Source organism: Pseudomonas sp. Pseusp10 (genome assembly GCF_059492225.1).
This window is the reverse complement of record NZ_CP168528.1, coordinates 2,667,245-2,679,639: the sequence shown is the minus strand read 5'-3', so window position 1 is coordinate 2,679,639 and position 12,395 is coordinate 2,667,245. Positions and strand designations below refer to the sequence as shown.

Below are 12,395 nucleotides of genomic sequence, written 5' to 3'. Positions count from 1 at the left end.
AGTACGGTTTAGATTTCCTGGGAGGAAGATTCGGATTTTTCCGCCTCTTTTTCCGATGATTCTTTTTTGCTGATCAGCCCGCCAGTGGCATCGCTGAGTGCTTGTTCGGCGGCCTTGTGGGTATCGTCAATCGCCTGTTTGGCACTTTCGGCGGCCTTGCCCATCAACTGTTGCGCGCTTTTCTCGGCCTGGTCGCAACCGGCCAGTACCAGTAAAGACGTGATCAACAGTGCCGTGGTTCTCAGCTTCATGATGCTTTCCTCGATAGAACGAACGGGACCTAAACGATGGCCCGTTGATAGCGATGCATTCTAGGGAGACGAACACTTCAGGAAAATTCGTATTTTCAGCGGTTATACTTCGGTTTTTACGAACTGTAGACCAACATGCTCAACTATCGGCAGTTACATTACTTCTGGGTGGTAGCCAAGACCGGCAGCATCGTGCGCGCCTGCGAGCAGCTGAACCTGACACCCCAGACCATCAGCGGACAAATATCCCTGCTCGAACAAACCTACGGCATCGAATTGTTTCGCCGGGTAGGTCGGCAACTGGAACTCACCGAAGCCGGGCGACAAACCCTGCCCTACGCCGAACAAATGTTTCAGCTGGGCGGCGAACTGGAGCTGATGCTGCGGGCACGACCCAATGAACAGCAGATTCTGTTTCGCGTGGGCGTGGCGGACGTAGTGCCCAAATCCATTGTCTATCGCCTGATCGCACCGACCATGGAGTTGAGCGAACCGCTGCGCATCACGTGCCGCGAAGACAAGCTTGAACGTTTATTGGCCGACCTGGCGATCCAGCGTCTGGACCTGGTGATTTCCGACAGCCCGATGCCGTCGCACCTGGACATCAAGGGCTACAGCCAGAAACTCGGTGAGTGCGGGATCAGCTTCTTTGCCACCCCTGAGCTGGCGGCACGTTACGGTCACGACTTTCCGCGCAATCTGCACGGTGCGCCGCTGCTGATTCCCGGCCCGGAAACCGTGGTACGCAGCCGTTTGCAGCGCTGGTTCGCCGAGCAGCAGATCCAGCCGCAAATTGTCGGCGAGTTCGACGACAGCGCCCTGATGCAGGCCTTCGGCCAATCCGGCAGCGGGATCTTCATCGGCCCGAGCGTGATTGCCGATGAAGTGCAACGCCAGTACGGCGTAGAAGTGATCGGCAAGACTGACGCGGTGAGCGAGTCGTTCTATGCCATCTCAGTGGAACGCAAGGTCAAGCACCCCGGCATCGTTGCCATTACCGAAGGTGCCCGACGCGAGCTGTTTACCGAGTTTTAAGGCTTTCAGGTGCAGACTTCCCGGGGCTGGAAGGTCATCAGGGCAATCGCCAGCAGGATCGAGGCGAGGATAAAAGCCGCCGCGGCGAAGCCAAGGCCTTGCAGGCCGACGCTGTCGATCACCCGGCCACCGATCATCGCGCCCAGACCGATACCGAGGTTGGCCCCGGCGATGTTCAGCGACGCGGCAAACGCCGGCGCCTCGGGTGCGGCTTTCATCAGGCGCACATGGCTGACCAGGAACAACGCGGCCTGGGTCACGCCCCAGATGCCCATCGCCGCCGCCAGACCGACCGGCGAATGGATGTTCGGCACCAGCGCCACCAGGCCGGCAATCATGAATGCACAGAACATCATCGACGCCATCAGCGGATGACGATCCACCGCGCGCCCGCCCAGGGAGTTGCCGATCAGCCCGACCGCGCCGAAGCCCATCAGGCACCAGCCGACCACAGTGCCGTTGAAGCCGGCCAACCGCTCAAGAATGTCTGCCAGATAGGTGTAGGCGGTGAACATACCGCTGAACACCACCACCGACAGCAACACATGCCCCAGCATCAGCGGGCTGCGCAGGATCTTGAACTGCGAAATGAAACTCACCTGATGCTGGTGCAAGTTGGTCTTCGGCAGGTAGATAAACAGCAACAACGCCTTGGCAAAGGCGATGACCGCCAGAATGGCAAAGGCACTGCGCCAGCCGAACGCGTCGGAAATCAGCGTGCCCACCGGAATGCCAAATACCGTCGCGCAAACGATGCCGAAGCCGATCTTGGCGATGGCGCGACCGGCGTAATCCGGCCCGACGATGTCCACCGCAGTCTCGCTGGCCAGCGCCCAGAACACCGGCAGCCCCAGCGCCGGGATCAGCCGCGCGAACGCCATCACCCAGATGTTCGGCGCCAGTGCCGCGAGCGTGTTGGCCAGGCCGAACAGGATCAGCACCGAAATGAACAACTTGCGCCGCTCGAAGCGGGCGAAGTACGCGGTGAGGAACGGCCCGAACGCGGCCACGGTGAAGGCAAACAGGGTCACCAGCAACCCGGCCTGCGGGATGCTGACGTCCAGGTCGCGGGCGATGGCCGGCAACAGGCCGACAATGATGAATTCCGTGGTCAGCACCGTGAAACCGGCGGCAGACAACAGAAGAATGGGCAACAACCGCATGCACAACTCCAGAAAACGACGACACCAGCGATAGCCCGAAGGCCCACTGGCAGACATGAAAATGAGGATGGCGAATCTTAACAGAGTGTTTCCAATCAGGGTTGCACGAACCTGCCGATCTCGTTGAATGCCCGAGTGGCGGATCGTCACAGGTCTGAAGGATCGTGCCTGCGCTGTGATAAAGTCCGCGCCCTGAAAAACGTACACCCTGTGGTTAATGCCGATTATTTAAGGGCAAAACCTGTGGGAGCGAGCTTGCTCCGGGCGGCGTTCCGACGATGGCGGACTGTCAGACAACGCGACTATGGACTGTGCCACCGTCATCGCGAGCAAGCTCGCTCCCACAAGAAATGCGGCGTTCAGCACCTTAAATGACATTACACCCTGTGTTTCCTTCTCGGTTTCCCGTCTGCGGCCTGCCCTGTTTGTTGCTGCAAGCGCGGTGAAACCTCGCACTTATAAAAATCAGAGATGCTGCTTTATGACTGCTTCATCCCCTTCTCTATTGCAACGCCTTAAACGCTTGAGCCTGGTCACGCAAATCGTGATCGGCCTTATCGCCGGTATTGCCCTGGCCCTGTTTGCCCCTGACGTGGCGAAGTCCACGGCGTTCATCGGCAAAGTGTTTGTCAGCGCATTGAAAGCCGTCGCGCCGATTCTGGTGTTTGTGTTGGTCATGGCGTCGATTGCCAACCATAAGCACGGTCAGGAAACCCACATCCGACCGATTCTGTTTTTGTATCTATTGGGCACTTTCGCCGCCGCCGTGGTCGCAGTGGTAGCCAGCATGATGTTCCCGTCGAGCCTGGTGCTGTCGACCCAGGACGTCGCGGTCACGGCACCAGGCGGAATTGGCGAAGTGCTGCAAAGTCTGTTGCTGAGCGTGGTGGATAATCCGGTCAGCGCCCTGATGAACGCCAATTTCATCGGCATTCTGGCGTGGGCCATCGGCATGGGCATCGCCATTCGCCACGCCGGCGACACCACCCGTGAAGTACTGGGCGACTTGTCCAACGGCGTGACGGTGATCGTGCGCCTGGTGATCAGCTTCGCCCCGCTGGGCATCTTCGGCCTGGTGGCCTCGACCCTCGCCACCTCCGGCTTCGGCGCCTTGATCGGCTACGCGCACCTGCTGGCCGTGCTGCTGGGCTGCATGCTGTTCGTGGCGCTGGTGATGAACCCGCTCATCGTGTTCTGGAAACTGCGCCGCAACCCCTACCCGCTGGTCCTGACCTGCCTGCGCGAGAGCGGCATCACCGCGTTCTTCACCCGCAGCTCGGCGGCGAACATTCCGGTCAACCTGGAATTGAGCAAGCGTCTGGGCCTGCACGAAGACACCTACTCGGTATCGATCCCGCTGGGCGCCACCATCAACATGGCCGGCGCGGCGATCACCATCACGGTGCTGACCCTGGCGGCGGTGCACACCCTGGGCATCGCCGTGGACATTCCGACCGCGATCCTGCTGAGCGTCGTCGCAGCGATCTGTGCCTGCGGTGCTTCGGGCGTGGCGGGTGGTTCGCTGTTGCTGATTCCACTGGCGTGCAGCCTGTTCGGCATCCCGAGCGAGATCGCCATGCAGGTGGTGGCGGTCGGTTTCATCATCGGCGTATTGCAGGACTCGGCGGAAACCGCGCTGAACTCGTCCACCGATGTGCTGTTCACCGCGGCGGCTTGCCTGGGTGAAGAGCAGAAGGCAGCACGATTGGCGTAACACCGCCGCCCCTGTGGGAGCGAGCTTGCTCGCGATAGCGTTTTATCATTCAACAAAGCTGTCGACTGACACTCCGCCATCGCGAGCAAGCTCGCTCCCACAAGGATTGATGGCGTAGCTGAAAAATGCGTACACATGAAAAAGCCCCCGCAGCCAAAGGCTCCGGGGGCTTTTTTGTACCTGGACGGTTTAGAACGCGCCCATGTAGTCGCGCTTGCCCACTTCCACGCCATTGTGGCGCAGCAGTGCGTAAGTAGTGGTGACGTGGAAGAAGAACTGCGGCAGGCCGTAGGTCAGCAGGTAAGCCTGGCCACTGAAGCGCTTCTCTTTAGGCGTGCCCGGACGGGTCACGATCTCGATGCCTTCCTTGCCGTTGATCTGCTCCGGCTTGATGCTGCCGATGAAAGCCAGGGCCTTGGCGATCAGTGCTTGCAGTTCGGCAAAGGTGGTTTCGCTGTCGTCGTACTTCGGCAATTCGACTTCGGCCAGGCGACCGGAAACGCCCTTGCTGAAATCAACGGCGATCTGCACCTGACGCACCAGCGGGAACATGTCCGGAAACAGGCGCGCTTGCAGGAACGCGTTAGGGTCGATGTTTTTTTCGGTGGCGTGAGCCTCGGCCTTTTTCAGTACATCGCTCAGGGCGTTGAGCATTTGCTGGAAAACAGGCACGGAAGCGTCATACAGGGAAATGGTCATGGCAGGTCTCGTGTAGAGGAACGTGGTTCATGTGCATCTGTAGGAGCGAGCTTGCTCGCGATGGACTCAAGCGCAACACGTTAATCCGGAAAGAACGCGTTATCGTTAACGTCCATCGCGAGCAAGCTCGCTCCTACAGGTGATCGGCTTTGGATCGTGGGCCGATTATAGCCATGCCGCCCATCCGAGACCGGTATTTTTCAGCTGCCGTACACTTTGGCTGCCGGAACGGCCTGAGCCACAAGCTGTGCGACGGCATCGCCCATTTCACCGACCGCCCAGCGGCCCTGGCGATCCAGTTCCGGGCCACGGCGCCAGCCGTCGGCGATCGACAACTTGCCACCCTCGACTTCGAACATCTGCCCCGTCACCTCAGCGGAAGCCTCGGAGCCGAGCCACACCACCAGCGGCGCGACGTTTTCCGGGGCGAAGTAATCGAAGCCCTCTTCAGGCTTTTTCATGGTGTCGGCGAACACTTGCTCGGTCATCCCGGTACGCGCGGCCGGCGCCAGGGCGTTGGCAGTGATTCCGTAGCGGCGCAGTTCAGCCGCCTGCACCAGCGTCAACGAAGCAATACCGCCCTTGGCCGCCGCGTAGTTGGACTGGCCAATGGAGCCCTGCAAACCGGCACCGGAACTGGTGTTGATGATCCGCGCATCGACCTTGGCGCCGCCCTTGACCTGCTCACGCCAGTACTTCACGGCGTGGCTGGAAATGCAGAAGTGCCCCTTCAGATGCACGGCCACCACAGCGTCCCAGTCGGATTCGCCGAGGCTGGCGAACATGCGGTCGCGGCAGATGCCGGCGTTGTTGACCACCACGTTCAGATCGCCAAAGGTTTCGATGGCCTGGCGCACGATCAGCCCCGCCGAGTCATAACGGGTAATGTCGTCACTGTTGGCCACGGCACTGCCACCCTGGCCGAGGATTTCGCCGACCACGGCCAGTGCCGCTTCGCGGTTGATGTCGTTGACCAGCACTTTCGCGCCTTCGGCGGCGAAGGCCAGCGCATAGGCGCGACCCAGACCGCCACCGGCGCCGGTGATGATCACAACGCGGTTTTCACAGATTTTCATGTTCTAAATCCTTCAAATTCATCACTACTCGCCACAAATCCCCTGTAGGAGCGAGCCTGCTCGCGATGGTCGTTAACGAATACACGGGGTATCTGAATAACCGCGTCGTTCTTGAGTCCATCGCGAGCCGGCTCGCTCCTACAGGACCGGTGTGCATCCTGATTACAAGCGTTCGATGATGGTCACGTTGGCCTGACCGCCGCCTTCGCACATGGTCTGCATGCCAAAACGTCCGCCGCTGCGTTCCAGTTCGTGCAGCAGGCTGCACATCAAGCGGGTGCCGGTGGCGCCCAGTGGATGGCCGAGGGCAATCGCACCGCCGTTGACGTTGGTTTGTTCGTGGGGATAGCCCGTCTCTTTGAGCCAGGCCATGGCCACCGAGGCGAAGGCTTCGTTGATCTCCACCCGGTCAATGTCTTCGAGCTTCATGCCGGCACGCTTGAGCGCGTAAGCCGTGGCCGGGATCGGCGCGGTGAGCATCCAGATCGGGTCTTCGGCGCGCACGCTCAGGTGATGGATGCGTGCCCGTGGCGTCAGGCCGTAACGCTTGAGCGCTGCTTCCGAGACGATCAGCATCGCGCTGGCCGCGTCGCAGGTCTGGCTGGACACCGCTGCGGTCACCCGGTCGCAGCCGAACAGGAATTCCAGCTCGGCCATTTTTTCCAGGCTGGTGTGGCGCGGGGTTTCGTCATGCAGCACACCGGCCAGGGGCACGATTTCGCGGTTGAAACGGCCTTGCTCTATGGCCTGTAAGGCACGTCGATGGGACTCAAGCGAATAGGCTTCAAGTTGCGCCCGGGACAAGTCCCACTTTTCGGCGATCATCTGCGCCGAACGGAACTGCGTCGGTGGTTGCGCGCCGTAACGCCGCACCCAGCCTTCGGAGCCGCTGAACGGATCGGTGAAGCCCAACGGCTCGGCGGCGATCATCGCCGAAGAGATCGGGATCTGGGTCATGGTCTGCACGCCACCGGCGATGACCACGTCCTGGGTGCCGCTCATCACCGCCTGGGCGGCGAAGTGCACCGCTTGCTGCGATGAGCCGCACTGGCGATCGATGGTGGTGCCCGGCACCGATTGCGACAGGCCGGCCGCCAGCCAACTGGTGCGGGCGATGTCACCGGCCAGCGGGCCGATGGTGTCGACACAGCCGAAGATCACGTCGTCGTAATCCTCGTCGGGAATGGCGTTGCGCTCGACCAGCGCGCGCAATACGTGGGCGCCCAGGTCGGCGGCGTGGATCTGGCTCAGACCACCCTTGCGCCGCCCGGTGGGCGTACGCAGGGCGTCGACGATATAGGCTTCAGGCATGGTCTACCTCGGTGAAAAAATTGAAGTCTGGTATTGAGAGCGCCGAAAAACCTGTGGGAGCGAGCTTGCTCGCGATGAGGCCGACACATCCAACATTGATGCCATCTGACGCACCGCTATCGCGAGCAAGCTCGCTCCCACAGGGATGTAGTCACCCTTACTGACTGGTTAGAACGTATTGCCCGCACCCAGCTCTGGGGTGCCATCAAACAGGGCCGCACGAATCCGCCCTTTGTGCAAACCGCGATCGCCCCAGACCTTGTCCAGCGCCCAGGCGCGTTTCATGAACAGATGCAAGTCGACTTCCCAGGTGTAACCCATGGCGCCATGGGCCTGGATGCTGTTCTTCGCGGCGAGCAGGGCCGCTTCCGCGGTTGCCAGTTTGGCGTGGGACACCAGCACGTCCTGCCCCGGTTGCTGCTCGGCCAGCGCATAAGCGGCGCGGTATAGCGGACCTTTGGCGAACTCGATCTGCACCGCGATGTTGGCCATCAAGTGCTTGACGGCCTGGAACGAGCCCACCGGTTTGCCGAACTGCTTGCGCTCGAAGGTGTAGTCCACCGCCAGGTCGACCATGCGTTTGGCCAGCCCGAGCAATTGCGCGGCACTGGCGAGGGCGCCACGGTTGCAGGCGGCTGCCCACAAACGCCGCCCCTGTTCGCCGCTGGCGACACAGGTGGTGGGCGTTGGTGTCCATTCGACCTGGAACAACTGACGGCTCGGGTCGACCGATTCATTGCGGGTCAGGCGCACGGCGTCGCGCTCCAGTGCATGCACTTCATCGCCATTAGCCAGCAACAGCAGATCGGCAACATGGGCATCGCTGACCAGCGGATTGCCCGGTTCAGAAACGGCGAAACGCGCGCGCCCCTCAGCGACCCGTGACAGCCAAGTCTGCTTTAGTGAAGCGTGTTGCTCATCAAGGGCGGCGAGCAACGGCACGCCGACCAGCATGGTGTCCACCAACGGTTCAGGCAGACCGGCGTAACCGCATTCCTGGGCAATCAGCACGAAATCCAGCTCATTCATGCCCATGCCGTCCTGCGCCTCGGGCACGGTCAGGGCGGTCAGGCCCAGTTCCACCAGCTGGGCCCAGAGTCGCTCACTGCGCCCGCTGTCGCTCTGCCACAGTTCGCGAATGCGTTCCGGGGTGACTTCGTTGATCAGGAAGCTGCGGACGTTGTCCTGAAACAGCAGTTGGTCGCGGCTGAAACTAAAGTCCATGGTCTATTCCTCAGGCACGCGGCATGCCGAGCATGCGTTCGGCAATGATGTTGCGCTGGATCTCGTTGGTGCCGGCGTAGATCGGCCCGGCCTGGGCAAACAGGAAACCTTCCAGCCAATGGCCGACATCACCGGCGGCCGGGGCTTGGGGCAGCAGCTCGCCACGCAGGCCAAGAATGCTCATGGCGGTGTCGTGCATGCGCTGGTCGAGTTCCGACCAGAAGATTTTGTTGGTCGACGACTCCGGCCCGATCTTGCCGCCCTGCACCAGTTTCGAGGCGGTCATGTAGGTGCTCAGGGTGTAGGCCTCGGCATCGAGCCAGGCGCGCATCACCGCCTCACCGATGGCCGGGTCGCGATCGGCCCGTTCGCGGTTGGCCAGGTACAACTGCACCAGACGCTTGGCGGTTTCCTGGAAGCGTGCCGGCGAACGCAGCAGCAAACCGCGCTCGAACCCGGCGGTGGACATCGCCACGTGCCAGCCCATGCCCTCGCCGCCGAGGGCGTTCTCCACCGGCACCTTGACGTCATCGAAGAAGATTTCGGCGAAACCCGGCAAGCCGTTGAGCTGCGGAATCGGCCGCACGGTGATGCCCGGCGTATTCAATGGCAGCAGGATGAACGTCAGCCCGTGATGACGCTGGGACTGTGGATCGGTACGGAAAATACCGAACACCCAATCGGCCCACACCGCGCGGGTCGACCAGGTTTTCTGGCCATTGATCACATAGTGGTCGCCCACCCGTTCGGCCCGGGAGCGGATCGCCGCCATGTCGGAACCGGCGCCCGGCTCGGACCAGGCCTGGGCCCAGATATCTTCGCCCTTGGCCATGCGCGGCAGAAACCGTGCCTTTTGTTCTTCGCTGCCGTATTCCATCAGGGTCGGGCCAAGCAAGAAAATGCCGTTCTGGTTGACCCGTGCCGGCGCCCCGGAACGGTAGTACTCCTCTTCGAAAATCAGCCACTCGATCAGGTCGCAGCCGCGCCCGCCGAGTTCCGTCGGCCAGGTGACCATGCCCCAACGACCTTCGTTGAGTTTGGCTTCCCAGGCGCGGTGCTCGGCAAAGCCCTGTTCGGTGTCGAACGATTGCAGCGGTTCACTCGGTACATTGGCCGCCAGCCAGGTTCGCGCATCAAAGCGAAAGGCCTGCTGGGCCGGGGTATAGGTCAGGTCCATGGATATGCCTTCAGCCGTTAAATCGGGCATCGCGTTTCTCGACGAACGAGTCGCGTGCTTCCTGAGAGTCCAGTGAGCGATAGGCTTCGAGGGTGAAGCCCTGCTCCCAGCGGTATTTGTCTTCCAGATTGCCGTCTTCGATGCCGGTCAGCGCTTCCTTGGCCAGGCTGATCATGCCCGGGCTCTTGGCGGCGATGGTGCGGGCGATCTGCAACGCGGCTTCGCGCAAGTCTTCACGCTTGACCACCCGCTCCACGGCGCCCAGGCGGTAAGCCTCGGCGGCGTCGATCGGCTCGCCGGTGAAGTACATGTGGCGGACTTTCTGCACCGGGAACAGCCGCTGCAAATGCGCGCCGCCGCCCATGGCGCCGCGATCCACTTCCGGCACGCCGAAGGTGGCGCACTCGGACGCGACGATGATGTCGGCGGCACCGCAGATGCCGATACCGCCGCCCAGCACGAAGCCGTGCACGGCGACGATCACCGGTTTCGGGTTGCGGTGAATGGCCTTGAAGCTGTCGTAGTTGCCCTTGTTCACCGCGACGATCAGGTTGCCGGCGGCGGCCAGTTCCTTGATATCGACCCCGGCGCAAAAGCCGCGACCTTCGGCCCGGATCACGATCACCCGCACAGCGTTGTTGCGGCCCAGGCCCTCGATCTCGCTGGCGATGTCGGCCCAGCCCTGGCAATTGAAGGCGTTGACCGGTGGCCGGTTGAACACCAGTTCGGCAATGCCGTTTTCGATGCTGACGCTAAATGGTTTCATGGTTTCCTTCCTTCACAATACATGGCCCCTTCACGACACACGGCGGCACAGCTCGCCCAGGCGCGCTTCGGCGTCGCGGACGATCTGTTCAATTAATTGGGCGCAGCTGGGCAAGCTGTCGATGGATGCGGCGATCTGTCCGGCAGGCAACACGCCCGCGGCCGGTTGCCCGTCGACCATGGCTTTCTGGATCACCATCGGCGCGTTGGCGGCCATGATGCTTTGCGCGGCGGTCAGCTCTCCGCTGCCGCGCATCTTCAGTGCGCTGGTCAGCAGTTGAGTCAGGCTCATGCCCGTGTGACGGCGGTAGGCCAAACCACTCTGCAAGGCCAGCAACAGGCGCTTGAGGCCACCGCTGTTTTCCAGCTGGTTGAGCAATTCGTTGCGGATCATCCGTTGTGGCATGCCGTCGATGGCGCGGCTGATGATGATCGCCGCCGGGTCTTTCACTGCCAGGTAACGGGCCAGGGTCGCCTGGGGCACCGGGCTGTCGGCGCACATCAGAAAACGCGTGCCCATGGCGATACCTTCGGCACCGTAGGCCAGGGCCGAAACCAGTCCCTTGCCGTCCTTGAAACCGCCGGCCGCCACCACCGGCACCGACACGGCATTGACTACTTGATCGAGCAGCATCGAAGTAGGCACGGAACCGGTATGCCCGCCACCCTCGCCGCCCTGTACGGTCACCGCATCGGCGCCCATTTCCACGGCTTTCTGCGCATGCTTGAGCGCGCCGACCGTGGGAATGCACACCACGCCGGCATCTTTCAGACGGCTGATCATTTGCTTGCCCGGTGAACGGCTGTAGCTGACCGCCCGGACTTTGTGGCGCAACACCAGTTCGACGATCTCGCCGGCATTGGCCTGGTACATGTGGAAATTCACCCCGAACGGCTGATCGGTCAGACGCCGGGTTTCGATAATCGCCGCTTCCATGAGCTGCGGTTCGATAGTCGCCCCGGCGAGAAAACCGAAGCCGCCGGCATTGCCCGTGGCCGCCACCAGTTTCGGGTCGGCGACCCAGCCCATGGCGGTCTGGATGATCGGATAGCGGCAACCGAGCAGTTTGGTCAACCGGGTATTCAACGAAATCGCCATGCTCACGCCCCGCCCGCATTGCGTTGCGAACTGGCCATGGCCCTGGCGTCGTAGCCGCCGAGGCGGTCGCCGGACACCAGTTCATTGTGGGCATGGGCGAAGTGATGCAGGCCGAACACCATGTCCATGGTCGCGCGCTTGCCCATCAGGTCTTCGGCGTTGTTCACCGCTTGCTTGCTCAATTGCAGGCCCAGGCGCGGCATCTGGGCGATGCGCCCGGCGATGTCGAGAGTCTGTTGTTCCAGCTCGTCGCGCGGCACCACCCGATTGAGCATACCCATCTGATAGGCACGCGGTGCCGGCATGCGCTCGCCGAGGAACAGGAATTCCTTGGCGATGCGCGGGTTCAATTCATGCACGTGGGCGAAATACTCGACCCCGGGAATGCCCATGCGCACCACCGGATCGGCGAAGTAAGCATCCTCGCTGGCAACGATCAGGTCGCAGACCCAGGCCAGCATCAGCCCACCGGCAATGCACGCGCCCTGGACCATAGCGATGGTCGGCTTGGGCATTTCGCGCCAGCGCCTGCACATGCCCAGATAGACCTCCTGCTCGCGGGCATAGAGAAACTCGCCACCCGGTTTGTTGGTGTGGTCGTACCAAAGGCTCGCCCGATCGAACGTCTTGTCGACGTCGCGCCCCGGCGTGCCAATGTCATGCCCGGCGGAGAAATGCTTGCCGGCGCCGCGCAACACGATGACCTTCACTTCATCGTCATCGCAGGCCCGGCGAAACGCCGCGTCCAGCGCATAAGTCATCTGCGAGTTCTGCGCGTTGTGGTACTCGGGGCGGTTCATGGTGACGATTGCCACCGCATCGCGCACTTCGTACAGGACCACTTCGGCCTCGTTCTTGTCGTTATGTTCAGCCATCACTTG

12 protein-coding genes are annotated in these 12,395 nt (G+C 61.8%); 2 read left to right on the top strand and 10 right to left on the bottom strand.

What is annotated here, in order from left to right:
• Positions 1-8: 8 nt before the first annotated feature.
• Positions 9-251: a hypothetical protein gene (locus tag ACEN8Z_RS12145; protein WP_495597802.1), complete on the bottom strand. Its 243-nt coding sequence runs from the start codon at positions 249-251 to the stop codon at positions 9-11.
• Positions 252-386: 135 nt separating this feature from the next.
• Between ACEN8Z_RS12145 and nhaR the strand changes: the two genes are divergently transcribed.
• Positions 387-1,286 carry a transcriptional activator NhaR gene (gene nhaR / locus ACEN8Z_RS12140; RefSeq protein ID WP_495597801.1) on the top strand — a complete coding sequence of 300 codons (900 nt, stop codon included), beginning with the start codon at positions 387-389 and terminating at the stop codon, positions 1,284-1,286.
• A gap of 5 nt (positions 1,287-1,291) precedes the next feature.
• Here the strand turns inward: nhaR and ACEN8Z_RS12135 are convergent, their stop codons facing one another.
• Positions 1,292-2,449, bottom strand: coding sequence for an MFS transporter (locus tag ACEN8Z_RS12135; protein WP_495597800.1), 1,158 nt, complete (start codon positions 2,447-2,449; stop codon positions 1,292-1,294).
• 481 nt (positions 2,450-2,930) lie between these two features.
• On the opposite strand from ACEN8Z_RS12135, the gene sstT reads away from it, so the two are divergent.
• Positions 2,931-4,163, top strand: a complete 1,233-nt coding sequence (gene sstT / locus ACEN8Z_RS12130) for a serine/threonine transporter SstT (RefSeq protein ID WP_008002104.1) — start codon at positions 2,931-2,933, stop codon at positions 4,161-4,163.
• A 189-nt stretch (positions 4,164-4,352) separates the two neighbouring features.
• Here the strand turns inward: sstT and ACEN8Z_RS12125 are convergent, their stop codons facing one another.
• The 8 genes from ACEN8Z_RS12125 to ACEN8Z_RS12090 all read right to left on the bottom strand — a co-directional run bounded on the left by ACEN8Z_RS12125 (position 4,353) and on the right by ACEN8Z_RS12090 (position 12,389).
• Positions 4,353-4,862, bottom strand: a complete 510-nt coding sequence (locus ACEN8Z_RS12125; protein ID WP_495597799.1) for a DUF1993 domain-containing protein — start codon at positions 4,860-4,862, stop codon at positions 4,353-4,355.
• A 200-nt stretch (positions 4,863-5,062) separates the two neighbouring features.
• Positions 5,063-5,938, bottom strand: a complete 876-nt coding sequence (locus ACEN8Z_RS12120) for an SDR family oxidoreductase (RefSeq protein WP_495597798.1) — start codon at positions 5,936-5,938, stop codon at positions 5,063-5,065.
• A gap of 162 nt (positions 5,939-6,100) precedes the next feature.
• Positions 6,101-7,249, bottom strand: coding sequence for an acetyl-CoA C-acetyltransferase (locus ACEN8Z_RS12115; protein WP_442099873.1), 1,149 nt, complete (start codon positions 7,247-7,249; stop codon positions 6,101-6,103).
• Positions 7,250-7,417: 168 nt separating this feature from the next.
• A complete protein-coding gene (locus tag ACEN8Z_RS12110) occupies positions 7,418-8,473 on the bottom strand; it encodes an acyl-CoA dehydrogenase family protein (RefSeq protein ID WP_495597797.1) in 1,056 nt (351 codons plus the stop codon).
• Positions 8,474-8,483: 10 nt separating this feature from the next.
• Positions 8,484-9,650, bottom strand: a complete 1,167-nt coding sequence (locus ACEN8Z_RS12105; protein ID WP_495598121.1) for an acyl-CoA dehydrogenase family protein — start codon at positions 9,648-9,650, stop codon at positions 8,484-8,486.
• A 10-nt stretch (positions 9,651-9,660) separates the two neighbouring features.
• Entirely contained in the window at positions 9,661-10,416 is a 756-nt protein-coding gene (locus tag ACEN8Z_RS12100) for an enoyl-CoA hydratase family protein (RefSeq protein ID WP_495597796.1), read from the bottom strand.
• Positions 10,417-10,446: 30 nt separating this feature from the next.
• Positions 10,447-11,514: an NAD(P)H-dependent flavin oxidoreductase gene (locus ACEN8Z_RS12095; protein ID WP_495597795.1), complete on the bottom strand. Its 1,068-nt coding sequence runs from the start codon at positions 11,512-11,514 to the stop codon at positions 10,447-10,449.
• A gap of 2 nt (positions 11,515-11,516) precedes the next feature.
• The gene (locus ACEN8Z_RS12090) at positions 11,517-12,389 is read right to left on the bottom strand and encodes an enoyl-CoA hydratase (RefSeq protein WP_495597794.1); all 873 of its coding nucleotides are present in this window, start codon (positions 12,387-12,389) and stop codon (positions 11,517-11,519) included.
• Positions 12,390-12,395 lie beyond the last annotated feature (6 nt).

Coding starts and splice junctions, on each gene's coding strand:
- ACEN8Z_RS12145 (WP_495597802.1), bottom strand. CDS start 251: ATGAAGCTGAGAACCACGGCACTGTTGATCACGTCTTTACTGGTACTG.
- nhaR (WP_495597801.1), top strand. CDS start 387: ATGCTCAACTATCGGCAGTTACATTACTTCTGGGTGGTAGCCAAGACC.
- ACEN8Z_RS12135 (WP_495597800.1), bottom strand. CDS start 2,449: ATGCGGTTGTTGCCCATTCTTCTGTTGTCTGCCGCCGGTTTCACGGTG.
- sstT (WP_008002104.1), top strand. CDS start 2,931: ATGACTGCTTCATCCCCTTCTCTATTGCAACGCCTTAAACGCTTGAGC.
- ACEN8Z_RS12125 (WP_495597799.1), bottom strand. CDS start 4,862: ATGACCATTTCCCTGTATGACGCTTCCGTGCCTGTTTTCCAGCAAATG.
- ACEN8Z_RS12120 (WP_495597798.1), bottom strand. CDS start 5,938: ATGAAAATCTGTGAAAACCGCGTTGTGATCATCACCGGCGCCGGTGGC.
- ACEN8Z_RS12115 (WP_442099873.1), bottom strand. CDS start 7,249: ATGCCTGAAGCCTATATCGTCGACGCCCTGCGTACGCCCACCGGGCGG.
- ACEN8Z_RS12110 (WP_495597797.1), bottom strand. CDS start 8,473: ATGGACTTTAGTTTCAGCCGCGACCAACTGCTGTTTCAGGACAACGTC.
- ACEN8Z_RS12105 (WP_495598121.1), bottom strand. CDS start 9,650: ATGGACCTGACCTATACCCCGGCCCAGCAGGCCTTTCGCTTTGATGCG.
- ACEN8Z_RS12100 (WP_495597796.1), bottom strand. CDS start 10,416: ATGAAACCATTTAGCGTCAGCATCGAAAACGGCATTGCCGAACTGGTG.
- ACEN8Z_RS12095 (WP_495597795.1), bottom strand. CDS start 11,514: ATGGCGATTTCGTTGAATACCCGGTTGACCAAACTGCTCGGTTGCCGC.
- ACEN8Z_RS12090 (WP_495597794.1), bottom strand. CDS start 12,389: ATGGCTGAACATAACGACAAGAACGAGGCCGAAGTGGTCCTGTACGAA.